Source organism: Paenibacillus polysaccharolyticus (genome assembly GCF_900102085.1).
Classification (GTDB): Bacteria; Bacillota; Bacilli; order Paenibacillales; family Paenibacillaceae; genus Paenibacillus; species Paenibacillus polysaccharolyticus.
In genome coordinates this window covers 95640-112702 of the sequence record NZ_FMVM01000005.1, presented here as the reverse complement: position 1 = coordinate 112702, position 17063 = coordinate 95640, and the positions used below count along the sequence as shown (strand labels likewise).

The 17063-nt window shown below is 44.2% G+C and carries 21 protein-coding genes, 6 tRNA genes and 1 riboswitch; of the genes, 17 read left to right on the top strand and 10 right to left on the bottom strand.

Going from position 1 to position 17063, the window contains the following annotated elements:
- Positions 1-77: 77 nt before the first annotated feature.
- Both cmpA and BLQ13_RS08575 read right to left on the bottom strand, forming a co-directional pair.
- On the bottom strand, positions 78-221 hold the full coding sequence (cmpA, locus tag BLQ13_RS08580; protein WP_090918135.1) for a cortex morphogenetic protein CmpA: 144 nt from the start codon (positions 219-221) through the stop codon (positions 78-80).
- Between the two features lie 200 nt (positions 222-421).
- Entirely contained in the window at positions 422-778 is a 357-nt protein-coding gene (locus BLQ13_RS08575) for a hydrolase/acyltransferase (protein WP_090918133.1), read from the bottom strand.
- A 119-nt stretch (positions 779-897) separates the two neighbouring features.
- Between BLQ13_RS08575 and BLQ13_RS08570 the strand changes: the two genes are divergently transcribed.
- From BLQ13_RS08570 to BLQ13_RS08560, 3 genes are all read left to right on the top strand, one after another.
- Entirely contained in the window at positions 898-1359 is a 462-nt protein-coding gene (locus BLQ13_RS08570; RefSeq protein ID WP_090918455.1) for a SprT family protein, read from the top strand.
- Between the two features lie 94 nt (positions 1360-1453).
- Positions 1454-1529: transfer RNA gene (locus BLQ13_RS08565), tRNA-Asn, on the top strand.
- Position 1530: 1 nt separating this feature from the next.
- A tRNA-Ser gene (locus BLQ13_RS08560) sits at positions 1531-1619 on the top strand.
- Positions 1620-1821: 202 nt separating this feature from the next.
- Here BLQ13_RS08560 and BLQ13_RS08555 read toward each other — a convergent pair.
- Positions 1822-2520: an ArsR/SmtB family transcription factor gene (locus BLQ13_RS08555; RefSeq protein ID WP_090918129.1), complete on the bottom strand. Its 699-nt coding sequence runs from the start codon at positions 2518-2520 to the stop codon at positions 1822-1824.
- A gap of 85 nt (positions 2521-2605) precedes the next feature.
- Between BLQ13_RS08555 and BLQ13_RS08550 the strand changes: the two genes are divergently transcribed.
- Positions 2606-3244 carry a flavin reductase family protein gene (locus BLQ13_RS08550; RefSeq protein WP_090918453.1) on the top strand — a complete coding sequence of 213 codons (639 nt, stop codon included), beginning with the start codon at positions 2606-2608 and terminating at the stop codon, positions 3242-3244.
- Positions 3245-3425: 181 nt separating this feature from the next.
- On the opposite strand, the gene BLQ13_RS08545 is transcribed toward BLQ13_RS08550, so the two are convergent.
- A complete protein-coding gene (locus BLQ13_RS08545) occupies positions 3426-4319 on the bottom strand; it encodes a Cof-type HAD-IIB family hydrolase (protein ID WP_090918127.1) in 894 nt (297 codons plus the stop codon).
- Between the two features lie 4 nt (positions 4320-4323).
- Positions 4324-5100 carry a DeoR/GlpR family DNA-binding transcription regulator gene (locus tag BLQ13_RS08540; RefSeq protein ID WP_090918125.1) on the bottom strand — a complete coding sequence of 259 codons (777 nt, stop codon included), beginning with the start codon at positions 5098-5100 and terminating at the stop codon, positions 4324-4326.
- Positions 5101-5451: 351 nt separating this feature from the next.
- Between BLQ13_RS08540 and BLQ13_RS08535 the strand changes: the two genes are divergently transcribed.
- The 4 genes from BLQ13_RS08535 (at position 5452) to BLQ13_RS08520 (ending at position 6502) form a co-directional block, all read left to right on the top strand.
- Positions 5452-5523, top strand: a tRNA-Glu gene (locus BLQ13_RS08535).
- Between the two features lie 120 nt (positions 5524-5643).
- Positions 5644-5719 (top strand) — tRNA-Lys (locus tag BLQ13_RS08530).
- Between the two features lie 15 nt (positions 5720-5734).
- A tRNA-Leu gene (locus BLQ13_RS08525) sits at positions 5735-5817 on the top strand.
- Between the two features lie 259 nt (positions 5818-6076).
- Entirely contained in the window at positions 6077-6502 is a 426-nt protein-coding gene (locus tag BLQ13_RS08520; RefSeq protein WP_090918123.1) for a helix-turn-helix domain-containing protein, read from the top strand.
- Between the two features lie 90 nt (positions 6503-6592).
- Here the strand turns inward: BLQ13_RS08520 and BLQ13_RS08515 are convergent, their stop codons facing one another.
- From BLQ13_RS08515 to BLQ13_RS08505, 3 genes are all read right to left on the bottom strand, one after another.
- Positions 6593-7219 carry a nitrogen regulation protein NR(II) gene (locus BLQ13_RS08515; RefSeq protein WP_090918121.1) on the bottom strand — a complete coding sequence of 209 codons (627 nt, stop codon included), beginning with the start codon at positions 7217-7219 and terminating at the stop codon, positions 6593-6595.
- A 35-nt stretch (positions 7220-7254) separates the two neighbouring features.
- Complete coding sequence (locus BLQ13_RS08510) at positions 7255-7458, bottom strand: Rha family transcriptional regulator (protein ID WP_090918120.1); 204 nt, start codon at positions 7456-7458, stop codon at positions 7255-7257.
- 266 nt (positions 7459-7724) lie between these two features.
- Entirely contained in the window at positions 7725-8426 is a 702-nt protein-coding gene (locus BLQ13_RS08505; protein ID WP_167375681.1) for an urease accessory protein UreF, read from the bottom strand.
- 449 nt (positions 8427-8875) lie between these two features.
- On the opposite strand from BLQ13_RS08505, the gene BLQ13_RS08500 reads away from it, so the two are divergent.
- Positions 8876-8958: transfer RNA gene (locus tag BLQ13_RS08500), tRNA-Leu, on the top strand.
- Between the two features lie 205 nt (positions 8959-9163).
- On the opposite strand, the gene BLQ13_RS08495 is transcribed toward BLQ13_RS08500, so the two are convergent.
- Positions 9164-9643 (bottom strand): glutathione peroxidase, encoded by a 480-nt coding sequence (locus tag BLQ13_RS08495; RefSeq protein WP_090918116.1) that lies wholly within the window; start codon positions 9641-9643, stop codon positions 9164-9166.
- Positions 9644-10021: 378 nt separating this feature from the next.
- Positions 10022-10197, top strand: a riboswitch (cyclic di-AMP (ydaO/yuaA leader).
- A gap of 117 nt (positions 10198-10314) precedes the next feature.
- Between BLQ13_RS08495 and BLQ13_RS08490 the strand changes: the two genes are divergently transcribed.
- Both BLQ13_RS08490 and BLQ13_RS08485 read left to right on the top strand, forming a co-directional pair.
- Positions 10315-10743: a hypothetical protein gene (locus tag BLQ13_RS08490; RefSeq protein ID WP_090918114.1), complete on the top strand. Its 429-nt coding sequence runs from the start codon at positions 10315-10317 to the stop codon at positions 10741-10743.
- 157 nt (positions 10744-10900) lie between these two features.
- On the top strand, positions 10901-11599 hold the full coding sequence (locus tag BLQ13_RS08485) for an HAD family hydrolase (RefSeq protein ID WP_167375680.1): 699 nt from the start codon (positions 10901-10903) through the stop codon (positions 11597-11599).
- A gap of 130 nt (positions 11600-11729) precedes the next feature.
- Here the strand turns inward: BLQ13_RS08485 and BLQ13_RS08480 are convergent, their stop codons facing one another.
- Complete coding sequence (locus BLQ13_RS08480; protein WP_090918110.1) at positions 11730-13088, bottom strand: Nramp family divalent metal transporter; 1359 nt, start codon at positions 13086-13088, stop codon at positions 11730-11732.
- A 409-nt stretch (positions 13089-13497) separates the two neighbouring features.
- On the opposite strand from BLQ13_RS08480, the gene BLQ13_RS08475 reads away from it, so the two are divergent.
- The 6 genes from BLQ13_RS08475 to BLQ13_RS08450 all read left to right on the top strand — a co-directional run bounded on the left by BLQ13_RS08475 (position 13498) and on the right by BLQ13_RS08450 (position 16970).
- A complete protein-coding gene (locus tag BLQ13_RS08475; RefSeq protein ID WP_090918107.1) occupies positions 13498-13917 on the top strand; it encodes an organic hydroperoxide resistance protein in 420 nt (139 codons plus the stop codon).
- A 250-nt stretch (positions 13918-14167) separates the two neighbouring features.
- Positions 14168-14413 carry a zinc ribbon domain-containing protein gene (locus tag BLQ13_RS08470; protein ID WP_090918105.1) on the top strand — a complete coding sequence of 82 codons (246 nt, stop codon included), beginning with the start codon at positions 14168-14170 and terminating at the stop codon, positions 14411-14413.
- A 104-nt stretch (positions 14414-14517) separates the two neighbouring features.
- Positions 14518-14796, top strand: a complete 279-nt coding sequence (locus BLQ13_RS08465; protein WP_090918103.1) for a hypothetical protein — start codon at positions 14518-14520, stop codon at positions 14794-14796.
- Between the two features lie 149 nt (positions 14797-14945).
- Positions 14946-15368 carry a thiol-disulfide oxidoreductase DCC family protein gene (locus BLQ13_RS08460; protein ID WP_090918101.1) on the top strand — a complete coding sequence of 141 codons (423 nt, stop codon included), beginning with the start codon at positions 14946-14948 and terminating at the stop codon, positions 15366-15368.
- 131 nt (positions 15369-15499) lie between these two features.
- Positions 15500-16357 carry a DUF6612 family protein gene (locus BLQ13_RS08455; RefSeq protein WP_090918099.1) on the top strand — a complete coding sequence of 286 codons (858 nt, stop codon included), beginning with the start codon at positions 15500-15502 and terminating at the stop codon, positions 16355-16357.
- A 229-nt stretch (positions 16358-16586) separates the two neighbouring features.
- The gene (locus BLQ13_RS08450) at positions 16587-16970 is read left to right on the top strand and encodes a VOC family protein (protein ID WP_090918096.1); all 384 of its coding nucleotides are present in this window, start codon (positions 16587-16589) and stop codon (positions 16968-16970) included.
- Positions 16971-17063 lie beyond the last annotated feature (93 nt).

Below are 17063 nucleotides of genomic sequence, written 5' to 3'. Positions count from 1 at the left end.
GGGAAGGCTGTTTGCTGTTAAGTATTATCCTTTTTGGTGCGATGGTATGGATAGGTATGGTGTTTGGTGTACAAGGCTTAGATTTCGTTCTCCATGTTGCGCTGTGAACTGCTGGCAGGTTTGTTGCGATAGAAATACCAGCATTCGTTCAGTAACTTGATTTGACGACTGTCCTTTTTGTGGAACGCCCGCATGAGTTGGTTGCAGAGCCATTGAGGCAAAGGAATCTCCTCCTTTTGCATAATTCATCTGTACGTTAGCATATGTGGCAATAGCCTGGACTGTGCGGGATAACTCCATGTCAATTCAAAATGATCATAATCTGTTGAACCAGAACGAAAAAAAGCACATTCCCCTGTGCGGGAAGTGCGCCTTTTGCATTGTATTGAGTTTTGCCAAAATAATTTCCCTATGGAATGTATCAGAACGACTCCATCTCTTCTTCATACCATTGTTCCAATTGGGCTTGTAGTGCCCGGATCTCGGTAAGCAGGGAAATCAAAGGATAATTGCTTTCACGCAGGGCAGCAAAACGCTCTTCAAGGGCATTGATATAATCAAGCCCGCCGATGATGGACAAGTTTTCGTTTAACAGATCGAGATGATCACATTCGGCAATAGCCCAGGGTAGAACGGGTACATCTGTTGCCGTGAGTTTGTCGATTTCCTTGTGCAGACGCAGATTAAGTGCACTGAGTTGATAAGCATAATCCGCGGGCATTTCAACAAACTGTAATTGTTGCTCCTGCTGCAGGATGACATAGCGCATTGTAGGCATAACGAGTATTAATCTCCCCTCATACATTCTACTTGACAGTGTAGCCTACGAAACGGTTAAAATTCAAGTATTGTACGGGAAAAACAGTGTGCTCGGGCGGGTGGAGAGAGAGGAGAATGATGGAAAATAAGGAATTACAACAATGGATTGAACAGATTTCTCTGGAACATTTCGGAGTTCCGTTTACTCATGAAGCGATATTTAACCGTCGTCTGACGACAACAGGTGGAAGGTATATGCTCAAAAGCCATCGGATCGAGATAAATCCACATCAGCTCGAAGTCTACGGAAAAGACGAGGTTGAGAAAATTATCAAGCACGAACTGTGCCACTATCATCTGCATATTCGAGGGCGGGGATACCAGCATAGGGATCCGGAATTCAAGGCACTTTTGCAGAAAGTGGGGGGTTCACGGTTCTGTCAGTCTCTTCCTGGAGACAAGGGCAGGAAACCGCTACCGTATCGGTACAAGCTTGTATGCAAGAATTGCGGGATGGAATATTTGCGTAAACGGAAAATAGATCCCAAGCGTTATCGCTGCGGTCGATGTTCAGGCAAACTGACAATTCAAACCATCTGACGAACACTAGGAATAATTTGTTGTAAAAAGGGAGTCAAAGGCAGGTTGACTTGAATTATTAATCATGATAAATTAATGTTATTCAAGTTAATTTTCCCTGATAGCTCAGTTGGTAGAGCACTCGACTGTTAATCGAGTTGTCACAGGTTCGAGTCCTGTTCGGGGAGCCATGGAGAGGTGTCCGAGCTGGCCGAAGGAGCACGATTGGAAATCGTGTAGGCGTCACAAGCGTCTCGAGGGTTCGAATCCCTCTCTCTCCGTTCTGATTATACTTCTATGCCAGGGATGAGAACCCTAAAGGTTCGCCTTAGCATAAGCTTCGGTAGCGATACATCGCAGTCTCGAGCGAAGTGAGAGTATCCCTCTCTCTCCGTTCTGAATATACACTTTTAATCCTCTTTACATGAATGAGTAAATTCTTCATGTAAAGAGGATTTTTTGGTTTTTTAGCATCTGAGCCGTTTACAGAGAAATATCCAAAAGCTCGTACAAACCTGATTTTCCAGCCTCGGTTACGTCTACAGAGCGACTCCCTGTTTTTTGACGAATCCAATTCAGTTCAAGTAATCGCTGAACGAGCTGTTCACCAAGCAAGCCGGACAGGTGATGACGGCGTTCGCTCCAGTCCAGGCATTTACGAGCGATGGCTCGGCGTGATCCTGGCTTCAATTGCAGCTTCATTCCAAATGAGCTAAACCACTGCGATCCTTCCTCCGTAATTAGGTAATCCTTACCTTGCGCTTCTTCAGGTTCAACCAGATAACCTCTCTTGAGCAATGCTTCGCAGAGTAATACCCCGAGTTTTCCAGCCAGATGACCGTAACAGGTGCGAGCATAACTTAATTGTTGCAATTGATTGGATTGCTTCAATGAGCGAACCTGTACCGCTGGGGCAATACTGGCCATTTTCTCAATCAGATCCGCAATGTCCTCGTTCGCTAGACGATAATACCGATGACGACCTTGCTGTTCTACTTCCAATAGTCCTCCCGTTACAAGTTTAGCAAGGTGATTACTTGCGGTCTGTGGACTGACTGCGGCCATATAGGCCAGCTCGCCGGCAGGTAACGCCCTTCCATCCAGCAGAGCGGAGAGAAATATAGAACGGCTTGTATCGGCAATAAGTGAGGCGATAACAGTAATATTCGGATATGCATTCATACTTCGATGATAGTTGAAATAATGCTGTATTACAATTGGTTTCAATTCATGAATTGAACAGGAGAGGTATAAGGTGAGTAACGATATGCAGCAGTATAGCACAAAACAAACTACCCAGTCGGCTCGGGTGAATCAGCACGAGACTATTAATCCCAGTATTCTATACTATGGCACCCCTGTGATCATCCTTAGTACTTTAAACGAAGATGGGTCTACGAATCTTTCCCCATTATCGTCTTCTTGGGCGCTGGGGGATTGTCTGGTACTGGGGATAGGTACACAGGGCAAGGCTTATGAGAATCTCTGTCATCATCCTGAATGTGTTATTAATCTGCCGGATGACTCGATGTGGGGAAAAGTTGAAGCGCTGGGGCGGTTGACGGGAAGCTCTCCCGTGCCAGAAGTTAAAAAACAAATGGGGTATACGTTTTGCCAAGATAAATTTAGGACAGTAGGTCTGACGTCTCAAAGTTCAGTTCAAGTAGCGCCAGATAAAATAGCTGAATGTCCGCTTCAGATTGAAGCGGCTGTACAACATATCCGTATCCCGGAGCATACGCCGAATATGGCGGTTGTAGAAGTGAAAGCGGTGAAGGTGCATGCACATTCTCATTTGATTTCGGATTTCAATAAGATTGATCCCAAGCAATGGCATCCGTTGATTTATAATTTCAGGCATTATTACGGACTTGGGGAGAGACAAGGGGAGAATTTTCGGGCATAGAAATAAATGGCTGATGAGATTGAGTAAGAGGGCAAATAAGAGGTCGAGCGAGAGGTTAAGTGAGAGCTGCACTCCTTGGCATGTTACGGAACCAAAAAACAAGCACAGGCTGGCTCGGTTAAGGAGACTGCTGTGCTTGTTTTCATTTCACTAATGTTACTAACCTTTGAATGGTACTTTATCAGCCTTCCGAGACAATGGTTTCCTCAGGCGCAATCGGTTTGCCTTCTAACAGGCTATGAATCGCATGAGCGACGCCATGCTCCACATTGGTTAGTGTGATTGTTTTAGCCATGGCGCGAATTTCGGGTTCAGCATTGCCCATTGCGATACCTAGCCCAGCCATTTGTAACATGGAAACATCATTAAAGTTATCCCCGATCGCGGCTGTGTCTTTCATCGAAATGTTCAAGTGCTCCGCCAGTTTGGAGAGGGCATTGCCTTTGGATACATCCGGGTGTTGCATTTCAAAGTTATGCTCAAAGGAAACTACCATTGCCACATCGGTTCTGGAGGAGAAATATTCACGTCCGCGTTGCACCTTCTCTGGATTCATCGAGAAGGCCATGATGTTATAGATGCAAGCTTCTGCCGGAATTTCAAGATGGTTGTTCACGCGGTGATAGTCTTTTTTGTCGTAGTGTTTTTTGATCGAACGGATCATGCGCTCGATATCTTCACCGGGTTTTGATCCCAGGACACGTTCCAATTCGGCGAGCATCGTCTCATGAGTACTGATTGCAGCGTATATGCCCATCTGAGTTGAAGCTTCATAATAAATGTGCTCATCTTCCAGCCATTGCATGACAGAAGCGGCCGTTTCACGTTCCAGAGGGAGGTGGAATAAGCGTTCTCCATTCTCATCATGAATGGTAGCGCCGTTGGAACCGATAATCGGTGTTTTGATTCCGCCTTGGCGGCTAATCGCCACAACATCTGAATATACGCGTCCAGTCGCAATGGTTACTTTCATGCCAGACTGTTGCGCTTTCTGGATGGCATCGGCATTCTCGCGGCTAATCTGGCTGTCTCTATTCAACAAAGTTCCATCTAAATCGGTAGCAAATAACTTCATATCTTTACAACTCCTTATCTTGTGTGGGTTCAGGGATTAGAATCTCAACCTTTTGTTCGTTTAAAAAATCCAGCCATTCCTGATCCGGCCATTGATCTGTAATTAATACGTCTACCAGCGACCAGTCTGCAAAACGATAACCATAACGTTTGCCCATTTTGGAGTGGTCGGCGAGGATAATTACTTTTTTGGCCGATTTCATCATCTGATGTTTGATCTTGCCTTCCTCTTCAGAAGCACTGAATCCATCCATAGTGAGACCGCCAATGCCTATAAAGGCTTTATCCACATAGTAGTGGGAGAGTGTCTCAATAACCGGTGTACCGTAGACATAACGCTGTTCCTTATCCAATCGGCCTCCTAACAGTCGAATCTGGACTGCTGTGTGCTTGGATAACGAATCAGCAGAGTGAATGGAATTTGTAATTACAGTGCAGGATTTCCCGTTCAGATTCTCCGCGCAGGACTGCACCGTTGTGGAGGAATCCAGGATAATGGTTTCTCCTGAACGAACGAGAGCAGCGGCCAGTTTGCCAATGGCTCTTTTTTCCTCAGATACATACTTCAACCGATCCTGATACGACTTGAACTCTTGTGGGGGAGAAGGGAGGATTGCGCCACCACGTGTACGAATAATGGCTTCCTGCTCTTCGAGTTTAATCAGATCCCGGCGTGCCGTATCTCGTGAGACATCGAATAAAGATACAATCTCTTCAGCCGAGATACGATGATGCTTGCGCAGGTGCTCAATAATGAGTTGCATGCGTTCTTCTTGAAACAAACGTAAAGCCTCCTTATATTCATGGTGACCGTGCGTTGTACTATAGTTTAATTATAAGTAATTATAATGTGATCTGCAATATTGTAAGCGAAAATAAGTTTTCATAAGTTTTTTAATCATTAATTTACATAATTAAAGTACAGTCATGACAAGAATGTGATTTTAGATATAACGAGATAATGTAAATAAGAAGCGAGATTAGGAGATAAGAAGTCGGCCAATGGGTTGAGAAAATGACCTTTGGATGCGAGCAAAAATTTGGGTTTTAAAAGAATATAAAAAAAGTGTTGCACTGTTCTGTTTCTCTGTGATATACTCATTCTTGTCGCCAAGAAGACAAATTGTTCATAAGGCCCGTTGGTCAAGGGGTTAAGACACCTCCCTTTCACGGAGGTAACAGGGGTTCGAATCCCCTACGGGTCATAGTATTACCTCATTCTTCACCGTTAAAAGATTCGTCTTTAATAAGGGGTTTCTTTGAAAGTCACTGCTCTGTAACATCCGATATGAAGCATGGCATAACATCAGGTGAAGGTACATTGAGAGCCATTAGCTCAGTTGGTAGAGCACCTGACTTTTAATCAGGGTGTCGAAGGTTCGAGCCCTTCATGGCTCACCATTTACAATTTTATATGCGGTCGTGGTGGAATGGCAGACACGCTATCTTGAGGGGGTAGTGGGTGTATACCCGTGGAGGTTCGAGTCCTCTCGACCGCATCAGATTTTAGAGTGAGACATCCTTAAGGAATTAAGGGTGTCTTTTTCTATTTTTTTCGCGAATGCTAAGTTATTGTTTAAAACGAACCTTTAATCAGCGAACTGGGCCAATCAGATTGAAGTATTTATCGGACGATACTCCAGACGACTGGAACAGTGCTTTTCCTGGATATAAAAGGGCTGAGGATTCAGAAATATTGTGCTATAATTCAATCATATGGCATTTAAGTTGATATTACGGTTGGAAGGCGGTTCTTGCATGAAGTCAATCTATGAGCGAATTGAGCACCTGATTGCCGAAAGAGGGATGACAAAGAAGGCCTTCTGTGAACAGCTGAAGATAAGCACTGGCAATTTGGGTGACTGGAAACGTGGTAAATCAATCCCGAGCACAAATAAACTCATTGAAATTGCTTCATTTTTTGATGTGAGTCTGGACTGGTTAATGATTGGGCGTTTATCGAAGGAAGCCATTGTGCGGGAAAAGCGGGAAGATTATTTTTTTAACGTTTTGCGGCAATTGAATTGCCAAGAGAGTGAATTATCGACTGTGGAACAGTCTTTTATTAGTGAATATATCGAGTTCACTCGTTATCGTAAATTCAAAGAGAGTAAAGATTCCGGAAACTATAGCTACCAACCTGAAGCGGAAGACGAAAATAAGTCAGAGCAGGAAGGGACGTAAGTGTCTCTGATTGATAAAAAAACCTCCATCTGTGCCCAAGAGAATGATTTCCGGGACAGTAGGGAGGTTTTTTTCTGTAGAAATATCCGTTTAGTGATGCTGGTCAAGAATACTGGAGTATTTGGGGTACAACTGGCGGATACAATCTGGGCAGATGTCGTGTGTAAACTCGGCGGAAGTATGTTTTTCCAGATAGCGCTCGACGCTGTTCCATTCGTCTGATTCATCCTTGATATGTTTGCAAACGGCGCAAATAGGCAGTAGTCCATGGAGGGTGCGAGCTTCAGTCAAGGCTTGTCGCAGCTGAAGTTCTGTCTTCTTCTGTTCTGTAATATCTGTGTGAGCCACCAAAGCGAGGTTGGTATCCATCGTAGGTCCGTTCTGTAAGGGGGTAAGTTCTACGCGAAACCATTTCTCTTCGTTGTGTGGTGTAATAACAGAGATATCGTATGTATGGGTTTGGTTAAAAGGAACAACGTTATGCCTCAGATACCTCGCAAACTTGGTTGGATAGTGGTTTTTCTGTTGTGCTGCCCATGCTTCCATCAGGTGAAGGTAATGATTGTGGCGGCTGGCTGCGCGTAAGAAGAGTTTATGAAGTCCGTGCTGCCAGGCCCGGTTACAGCTTCGTATCATCCATTGATGATCAATAATGATCAACTGATGATTGGTCGCCTGGAACGATAGGCTTTCCAGGTCGGATGTAATGGTTCCCATGAGAGAAGTCCTCCTTATGATGGATGAAAGTGTTCTTATCTCAGTTCCTCTGGTATGTTCAAAATGTCAGCGACCTGATGTCTGAATCGGGTTGCTTTGCGTGTGCCATGAATAAGGTTGGATAGACGGTAGGGCGGAATATCATGTTGTTCGCAAAATGTTTTCTGATCGACCTGAAGTTCGGTTAGCCGTCGTTTGATAGCCCATCCGAACGGAGTGACTGGCTTCTTCTTGTTCAATAGGGTTCACCCCTGAGTGGATTTTATAGTATTCAGCAGGTCATTCTTCGTGTAAAATAGATAGAAATACGTGCTGTTGGTTCCATTATATACGCAAATTCGTCATCTAACAATTAAAAAATACGGAAATAAGTGTATTTTTTGAATTAAAATGACGTAAGTACGATTTTTTTTGGTTGAAAAAAATAAAAAAACACGCCAGCAAGAGGAGTTGCGGCGTGTTTTTGTTGTGCTCTGAAAAAGAGGTTTTGAGGAGGAGTGTGTAATTATGCTCTGTAAGCGTGCAACCCTGCTCCAAGCATGTGGAAGCTGGGGAATAACGACTTCATAGACATGGACGTAGGATGCATGGGTGCATCCGGTGAGGAGGCGCTCACGGTAGTCCATTCATTCTCAAGGTCTGCGGTCAGGCGAGCCAGCAGTTCCCGAGTGGCATTTTCATTTAGGGGGATAACCTTGCAAGCTTCGGATACGCATGCATTCATGGCTGAATGTAAGTAACCGAGAACTGCCTCTTCGACGGGGATATCGAGGTGGTGGTTGATCCAGGCGTGAACGGTGGGGAGGCAACCAACTGAATTGTATTTTACGAAGATTTGTTCAAGTGGGCTAAGGTCGATCCAAGGATGCAAGGCGCGAGACAGTTTGATTAAACGTTTGCCTATTATTGTTGCCTGCTCTCTAAGTTCAGGAGGAGTTCGCTGTACATGCACAAGTTTGTCGATCAGGGCAATTCGCCAAGTATCCTTATGATCTGTTGCGGTGTAAATCCCCTTGATCGCCATACCTTCTAGACGAACGAGACTGGGGTGTAACTGGCAACGCATAAATGATTCGAGTTCCTCAGCTGTCCGAATGGTGCCTTCCTTGATGTGGGTGTCCATGCCGAAGAAATGAGTGAATCCTCCCACCTGGACAGAGGGATCAAGCAGTTTCGCATAATCGAGTAGCTTATTCCCACGGTTCACGATCATTCGCCTCCTGCGCTTTATTGTGTTATGTTTAATCACATATGATGATCTTTTGTTAAGTTTAATGTGTAAATCCGAATTATATGATATATATATTCACATAATAATCCGTGTTTTGTCAATGAATTATGAGAAAATAAAAACTTAATTAAATATCATTCAGAATTAGTGTAATATAATATAACATTTAAAATTCTATCTGTGTCATATATTTTATGTCTGAAGTCCCTTTGGCCTTTTTGCCGAATCAGATTAATGATATGTAATTTTCGAGGAAATATGACTGGATTTTGCAAGAGATGTGGAATAGGAAGGGGTGAAGAACGGTTATCAATTTAGAGTAAAGTCGGTTGTAGTAAAATGTCATTCAGAAAGTGATTAATAAAGACTTTACTTTTGTTTAAGAATCCGGTATAATCAATTCTGTTGCCGATAATTTACGACATGCGGTCGTGGTGGAATGGCAGACACGCTATCTTGAGGGGGTAGTGGGCGTATGCCCGTGGAGGTTCGAGTCCTCTCGACCGCATCATATGAAGATTTACGAGAGAAGCTTTCCGTGATGGAGAGCTTCTTTTTTTGTTTTCATATAGCAACAAGGGCGAATTATTCAGGATAAGCACATGTGTTAAAAGAGAGGAAGCAAAAAGCCGCCCAAAAGCTAGAGCAGTGTCTGGCTCTTTGCTTTATAGGTGGCTTGTTTTGGTTTTATTTGTTTGTTCGAAAGTCTACATTTATTTGTTAATCAGCTTCTGAATATCCTCTTCGATTTTGTCCGGTGTAGTCTGCGGAGCATATCGTTTCACAACTTTACCGTCCTGATCGACAAGGAATTTGGTGAAGTTCCATTTGATGGCTTTGGAACCGAGTAAGCCTGGTGCTTCCTTGGAAATATGCTGGAAGAGCGGATGAGCGCTGGAACCATTGACGTCAATTTTTTCAAACATCGGGAAACTTACGCCATAATTCATCTGACAGAATTCAGCAATATCGTCGGAAGATCCTTTTTCCTGCGCGAATTGGTTGCTTGGGAATCCAAGGACTTCAAACGGAGCATCCTGGAATTTATCCTGAAGCTCTTGCAAGCCCTTGAATTGAGGGGTGAGACCGCACTGGCTTGCGGTATTCACAATTAACAACACTTTACCGCGATATTGGGACATCTCAATCTCTTGTCCGCGAAGGGTGTTTACTTTGTAATCATAGACTGACATGGGGAACGCCTCCATCCTGTTATTCTTAATAAACTTATTATATTTTAAACAATTAAATAATGCAAAACTTATTTGGATTTAGCGTTGTTATAACCATTCGCTTGCTGGACTCCGAAATGGATGAGAAATACATGAATCAATTTTTGTGCGGTTGAGAATTAGGTAGCTTGGAAGAGAAGGATAGCGTATGACCTCATTGTAAGCGTTATTATCAAAGGTTATTGCCGGAAATCTGGCGATTCGGTGATCTGTATGCACTTTACATGATCATGGTACGGGTGTATGATTCATAGCGTAATTTGAATTTTAATTAAATTGTACCTGAAAAACGAAACAAACGATAATATCGATCGGTCTTATACTCAAGATTTACGAACGATGTTTTAATCGCTGAGTTTCCATTCATTGTGGATGGAAAACGGGGGAACCAACAGAATGGGCTGTATGACAGCAGCGGACATTCATGGGGTGAATTTTTCGGTGAAAGCCGGAAATAGGGCGACTCTCGCGCCCGAATCCGTCAGCTAACCTCGTAAGCGTTAAAGGGAGAGGCAACAAACCGCACGCTGGTTCATGGCGCTTTCGTCATGGATTATTTAAGAAGCGTTTCGGAGGCCTTGGTCCCCACGCTTCTTTTTTGTTGTCTTTTCACGCCAAGGGAGGAACGAAGAATGGATAAAGAGATGATTTTGGTAACCGCTCCGAATGAAGCAGGACGTAAATTTGTGAAATTGCTGATGTATAAAAAAATGCCATTTGCCGTTCTGACGAACAGTGCTGATGAGGAGCGCAAACTTCGCCGTCTTGGCGTAGAACACGTCATCCGTATGAATACAGCAGCTGCTGAGAAATGGTTTTTGCCGCAAGGCAGTGTAGGCAATGTGTTTATTTTTGAGAACAGTCTGAACTTGACATGCCGCTATCTTCAAATCTGTCGCTCTTGGACATCGAAGTCCTTGTGTGTGATCACGGAGCAGAGCCATCCTAAAGGGATTTATCGTGGAATGGGCGCCGATAAAATTGTGTATTCACTGAATGGAGAAGTCGGGTTCCTTCTTAATAGCTGCAATAAACCGGAGGCTGAAGTGAGCAGCTTGTGATTGACATTGATCCAAGGTAAGACGCCTGTTATAATTGCAGGTATAGACTAACGGAATTTGAGGAGACTCATGCTTGTCGTGGGTCTTCTTTTTTTATGGAAACAGTACGGTAGTATAGAAGCGAGGGATAACCTGCAGCTAACGAGGAGGAATCAGCGTGCCGAATATTGCCGGATTGAAGTGGTTGTTTTTTGATGTGGGGGATACGCTGGTGGACGAATGGGAGCCTGTAGATGATATTATTGGGCAGTTCGTTCGGGAAGCGAATGATTACGGCTATCCAGTAAAGATTGAGGCGGTAAGAGAACTGTTTGCTACCTGTTACCGTAATTATGAACAGTGGCCCATGAAAGTGGCCATACGTACATATATTCATGATGAAGATCACCGCATTCAGATTCAGGACAAGCTGAAATTCCATAAAGAATTGGAGCAACCGTTTCCTTCTGCAACCAAGGTGCTTGAACAGCTTTCGCATCACTATCGCATTGGCATTATTGCGAATCAGAGCCCTGGGACTGAAGCAAGGCTGGAGAGTTACGGACTTCGTAAATATGTGCATGTCCTGGCCTGTTCGGCAGAAGAAGGGGTGTCCAAGCCTGATCCGGAGTTGTATGCGGTTGCTCTGAAGCAAGCTGGATGCGCGCCGGAAGAAGCGGTTATGATTGGAGATCGAATTGATAATGATATTATGCCAGCACGTAGTTTAGGCTTACGCACCATTCGTATTTTGCAAGGATACGGGAGGTTCCAGCCAGAGCTCTCGGATGGCGAGCGTGCAGACTGGACGGTTGAGTCGCTAGATGAACTGCTGCCGCTACTCATACCCGATGAGAATGCAGGTAAATCTATATGAGTCTCAGGTTAGATCGTGTGGGGTAGATTAAAGGTATGAGGGTATTAGAGCGTATCACAATAATGATACAAAGAAGGCCGATTTGCGTTGGGATCAATACCAACAGCGAATCGGCCTTTTCATATATAAACTAGAACAGCATGATGGTCTGGATGATTAAATACACATTCAGCACAACGATGATAGCGGCAATAGCCCAAGAGACAATTTTGAGCCACAGTTTGTTTGCAAAAGACCCCATGCTTTTTTTGTCACTTGTGAACATCACAAGCGGGATGACGGCGAATGGCAGCTGCAGGGACAGGATGACCTGACTCAAGATCAGCAACTCTTCAGTGCCGCGCTCACCGGCAATAGCAGTGACGATAACAGCAGGGATGATCGCAATCAGTCGGGTAACCAGTCTACGCAACCACGCCGGGATACGGATATTCAGGAAGCCTTCCATGACGATCTGTCCTGCAAGCGTGCCTGTAAGGGTTGAGTTCTGACCGGATGCGAGCAAAGCTACGCCGAACAAGACACTGGCGATCGTTGTACCAAGCAGTGGGGTTAGCAGATGATATGCATCGGATATCTCTGCTACCTGTGTCATGCCAGCGCTGTGGAATACAGCTGCAGATACGATCAGGATGGCTGCGTTAATGAACAGAGCTAACGTCAAAGCAATGGTTGAATCCAATGTGGTGTAGCGGATAGCTTCTCTTTTGCCCTGAGTCGTCTGCTCAATCTGGCGAGTCTGCACAATGGATGAATGCAGATACAGATTGTGCGGCATAACGGTAGCCCCGATGATGCCAATGGCGATGTAGAGCATGGCCGGGTTTTGCAAAATTTCGGTGCTAGGAACAAATCCGTGAAGAACACCGCCCATATCCGGTTTCGCCAAGAATAGGTCGATGCCGAAACAAAGAGCAATGGTTGCCATCAGCACGATGACGAGTGTTTCCAGTGCACGGAATCCTTTATTTTGTAGTACGAGAATGAGTAATACATCCACTGCGGTAATAATCACACCGTACAACATGGGAATGTTAAACAAAAGTTTAAGAGCGATTGCTGAGCCGATGACTTCAGCGAGATCCGTAGCCGCGATAGCCAGTTCACATAGAATCCATAACATCATGACAACGGGAGCGCTGAAGCGTTCACGACAGGCTTGAGCAAGATCACGCCCAGTGACAATACCTAGCTTGCCTGCGAGGGATTGAAGCACCACGGCCATCATGTTGGAAAAAAGGATGACGGACAATAACGTATAACCGAATTGCGAGCCGCCTGCGATATCCGTAGCCCAGTTGCCGGGGTCCATATAACCAACAGCGACAAGATACCCTGGGCCGACAAAGGCGAGGAACTTTTTCCACCATGCCGCATTTTTGGGTACTTTCATGGAACTGTGTGCCTCACCTAGCGAGGGAGCCATCGTAGCTGCGGAAGCAGACGCATATTCGCTGGATGGAGAATTGAACGGATTTTTTTGACTCATACATGGATCACCTGACTTTACAATAAGATGTGGTCGGCCTGTAGCCGGAATAAATTCATTTTTAGGATGTGCTCTAGCACAAATGCTGTGGCAAATAAACGGGATAAATACGAGTGCTCATATATCTAAAATTTTATGTTCATGTTTACATTGTACACCCTCAATAATTTTTGTCTAGTGCAACTTTTGTGTAGTCGGACAAAAAATAAGGAGGATCTGAGGTTATATTTTCGAAGAGCCTCTTTGTATCGTACCCATTTCGTAAAAAGATACGACTTTTATCAGGTACGCATGAAATGTAGCCAAATGTAAAAGCTGATAAAGTACACAATCAGACGTTTCAAATCGAGCCAGAAGTTTAAAATGAATTGTAGGCAGTCAAAACTTTATTAACGAAGGAGAGATTCTGATGGAAGCTTTATATACAGCAACAGCGACAGTAAAAGGTGGACGAACAGGTTCGGTGGCTTCTTCGGACGGTGTACTGCAACATGATCTGAAAATGCCGAAAGAACTTGGCGGTGCAGGTGGAGAAGGTACAAACCCCGAGCAACTTTTTGCAGCTGGATACGGTGCATGTTACGAGAGCGCTCTGGCTAACGTGGCACGCAAAGCAGGTGTGAAATTGGAGAATGTCGTTGTAACCAGCAACGTATCGATCGGCAAAGATCCAACAGATGACGGATTCAAGCTAGCGGTTCGTCTGGATGTGAGTATGCCGGGAGTGGATCACAGCCAGGCTGAAGATCTTGCCCGCAAGGCGCATGACTTCTGTCCGTATTCAAAAGCAACACGCGGCAACATTGATGTTGTACTCAACGTTGTCTAATAGATAGGAGAACTCTTGGCTCTTTCTCTTTGAAGGGCACAGGTAAAATAAAGAGCAAGGTATCCAGTGATATCTGATCTTCAAGCACACAAGCCCTGCTGGTAGCTCAGCAGGGTTTTGTTTTCCAACATATACCGCCCGAGAATCACCTAATCTGAAAGCGGAGGAGGATTTCTCCGTGTTAGGTCGTACTCTTTTACATAAACGTACAGTCACTTCATGCCACATATTCCATTAAGGGGGAACGGCGATGAGTATTGAAGAGATGATTGAGAGAAAATTTGTATGCACCAAATGCCGGGGAACGGAATGCAACATTAAAGAAGTCTCTATGTCAGGAGCGGGGCTCAGTAAGGTGTTTGATATTCAGCATAACCATTATTTGTTTGTGGGCTGTACGGCCTGTGGATATGTGGAAGTGTTTAACCCGGACGTGTTGAAAGGCAAGAAACAGGGGCAAGTTGGGACAATTCTGGATATTCTGTTCGGCGGATAGACATGCGTGAGTTGACATCGACCTGAAATTTCTTTAATATGATTTAGTACTGAAAGTGTCAGTGTCATTAGCATGAACCAAATTTGAATTCACGGGTGATATCCATGTCTTATAGACCAAGCATTGCACAACTGCAAGTAGCCAGCAAAAACGAAAAAGACGGATTGTACGAATTTACGATGAAACTGGTGGATGGTACACAGTGCCGTGTATTCTACTCCAAATCTCCGGATTGGAAAATGACTGCGATCAGCCGTCTGCAGAAAACACCTTGTCCTGTATGTCGTAAAGACTTCATCTGCAAATGTATGGATCAATGGTCAGGTGACCTGCATCAACAAATGATTAACGACGAGTGGATGGAAAAAGCACTGGCTGAGTAATTGTCGGACAGTTATGAGCGTAGGCACTGAGCCTGCGCTTTTTTTCTATTTTGCCAGAGAGATTGGTGGATCAAATTCAGGTTAGGCGAGGAAAGTTGGCTCAAAATGGGTAAGTAATCTAACAGCACCATATAGGAGGCCACGATCATATGACAGTAGACCAAGAGGATAAGCATCAGGGGCACCCGATTGTTCTTGTAGACGGCGTATGCAACTTTTGCCAAGGAATAACGAAATGGATTATCAAGCGTGACCCGGAAGGGAAATATCACTTTGCTTCACTGCAGTCGGATGTGGCGAAAGGATTGCTGGAGAAGGGTGGTCTGAGAACTGACAGCATGGATACGTTTGTATTGATTGAAAATGGAAAATACTATACACGCTCCACAGCAGCGTTAAGGTTGGCCAAAGGTCTCAAGTTTCCTTATCCGCTACTCTATGTGTTTGTTATTGTGCCCAAATTCATTCGTAATGCAGTATACAACTGGGTTGCGCGCAATCGGTACCGCTGGTTTGGGAAGGACGATGCATGTATGTTGCCTACACCCGAGACTAAAGATCGATTTTTATAAGTATAAAAGTATCAGTTTTCAAGGATAAGCTTCCATAAGAAAGAAGTTTCATGTAAGGTGATTAATATCGGAAATTACTGGGTAATTACTGTGGGTTACATTATTTTTTACATTATTGGGAGGATAACAACTTGAAGAAGTGGACGACAATGATTATTGGGGCATTATTGGCAGTAAGCTTGGCAGCATGCGGAAACGACACAGATAAATCTGCAACGCCGCCAGCAGGTAATGAAACAACGACTGAAAGCAACAATACAGCGGAGCAGAATGCGGCTGTTCCAACACTGGATGAATTGCTTGCCAAAACAGGTGAAGCAACGAAAGCGCTGAAAAGCTTCACTACAGAAGCTAACATTGATCAAAAAATTAAAGTGGATGCTGGTGAGCAATCTCAAGATCAGCAAGTAAAAACGTCTTTGAAAATGGATATCGTTAAAGATCCAATGATGATCTATCAAGAGATGGAACTGGATATGTCTGGACAAAAGCAAAACGTAAAACAGTATATTACTTCAGACAAAATTTACTCCCAAGTGGGTGACCAGTGGGTAGCGATCCCAGAAGAGCAAACGAAGGCGCTCATCGAACAATTGAAAGCTAGCATGAATCCGGAAAAAGAGCTGGACCAATTCAAAAAAGTAAAAGAAGACGTTAAGATCACTGAAGAGGGCGACAACTATGTCCTGAACGCAGATGTATCGGGTGACAATGTCAAGGAATTGGCTAAATCCGTTATGGAACAAAACGGTTCAGATGCTCAAATGCAGGCTATGCTTGATCAAATGAACATTAAGAGCATGAAAATGAAATATTTGATTAACAAAGAGACATCTCTTATGGAGAAGATCGATGTAGAGATGGTGATGGAAATGGAGCAAAACAATCAGAAAATGACGATGGACATGAAAATGGACACTTCGTTCTCCAACCATGACAAAGTTGCAGAAATCAAAATCCCGCAAGAGGCTTTGGATAGCGCAAAATAAGTGAAGCCTTGAAACACCTTTGATTCTTACTTCGGAATACCTGCGGGTAGACCGGATAAGGATCAGGGGTGTTTTTTTGATTTTGGAAGTTCTTTAGAGTGTTATAATATGGACTTGTATGATGTTTTTTTTTTTAATTTGGTCATTTGTAAAAGGATCAGCCGTGAGTGTAAACATGTGGTTGCGTAAGGTTAATTCATCATTGTTTTAATGGGGAGGGGATACCGAGATGATCAGATATGCACATATTCATCACGTAAGTCTGGCTGTTCGTAATTTGGAAACCGCAAAAAAATTCTATTCGGGTTTGCTCGGAATGCAGGAGATTGAGCGTCCTCCGTTTCGTTCCACGGGTGCGTGGTATGCGATCGGCAGTCAGCAACTTCATCTGTTGCAACATCCGGAAGGTCATACGCTGCGGGAAGCGGGGATTGATACAACCGACGGACATTTTGCACTTTGGGTGGTCAGTTATTCGGAGACGATCGCTTGGCTGGAAGAGCAAGGTATTGAATATGAAGCGAGACCGGATAGTGTGGCTGGATTCGCTCAGGTTTTTATCCTTGATCCGGATCGAAATATCATTGAATTTGGAGCGCCTTATGGTTCCTAGGTGAGATGGTTAGAATAAATCCCTTGCTCGTCCAGAAATTGTATGTTATAGTGTGCATACATTCATAGCACGTGACGGAAGCACCGTCCATAT

What these genes read in the sequence shown, in the direction of transcription:
- BLQ13_RS08575 (WP_090918133.1), bottom strand. Translation starts at nt 778, where the DNA reads ATGCCTACAATGCGCTATGTCATCCTGCAGCAGGAGCAACAATTACAG.
- BLQ13_RS08570 (WP_090918455.1), top strand. Translation starts at nt 898, where the DNA reads ATGGAAAATAAGGAATTACAACAATGGATTGAACAGATTTCTCTGGAA.
- BLQ13_RS08555 (WP_090918129.1), bottom strand. Translation starts at nt 2,520, where the DNA reads ATGAATGCATATCCGAATATTACTGTTATCGCCTCACTTATTGCCGAT.
- BLQ13_RS08550 (WP_090918453.1), top strand. Translation starts at nt 2,606, where the DNA reads ATGCAGCAGTATAGCACAAAACAAACTACCCAGTCGGCTCGGGTGAAT.
- BLQ13_RS08545 (WP_090918127.1), bottom strand. Translation starts at nt 4,319, where the DNA reads ATGAAGTTATTTGCTACCGATTTAGATGGAACTTTGTTGAATAGAGAC.
- BLQ13_RS08520 (WP_090918123.1), top strand. Translation starts at nt 6,077, where the DNA reads ATGAAGTCAATCTATGAGCGAATTGAGCACCTGATTGCCGAAAGAGGG.
- BLQ13_RS08515 (WP_090918121.1), bottom strand. Translation starts at nt 7,219, where the DNA reads ATGGGAACCATTACATCCGACCTGGAAAGCCTATCGTTCCAGGCGACC.
- BLQ13_RS08495 (WP_090918116.1), bottom strand. Translation starts at nt 9,643, where the DNA reads ATGTCAGTCTATGATTACAAAGTAAACACCCTTCGCGGACAAGAGATT.
- BLQ13_RS08490 (WP_090918114.1), top strand. Translation starts at nt 10,315, where the DNA reads ATGGATAAAGAGATGATTTTGGTAACCGCTCCGAATGAAGCAGGACGT.
- BLQ13_RS08480 (WP_090918110.1), bottom strand. Translation starts at nt 13,088, where the DNA reads ATGAGTCAAAAAAATCCGTTCAATTCTCCATCCAGCGAATATGCGTCT.
- BLQ13_RS08475 (WP_090918107.1), top strand. Translation starts at nt 13,498, where the DNA reads ATGGAAGCTTTATATACAGCAACAGCGACAGTAAAAGGTGGACGAACA.
- BLQ13_RS08470 (WP_090918105.1), top strand. Translation starts at nt 14,168, where the DNA reads ATGAGTATTGAAGAGATGATTGAGAGAAAATTTGTATGCACCAAATGC.
- BLQ13_RS08465 (WP_090918103.1), top strand. Translation starts at nt 14,518, where the DNA reads ATGTCTTATAGACCAAGCATTGCACAACTGCAAGTAGCCAGCAAAAAC.
- BLQ13_RS08460 (WP_090918101.1), top strand. Translation starts at nt 14,946, where the DNA reads ATGACAGTAGACCAAGAGGATAAGCATCAGGGGCACCCGATTGTTCTT.
- BLQ13_RS08450 (WP_090918096.1), top strand. Translation starts at nt 16,587, where the DNA reads ATGATCAGATATGCACATATTCATCACGTAAGTCTGGCTGTTCGTAAT.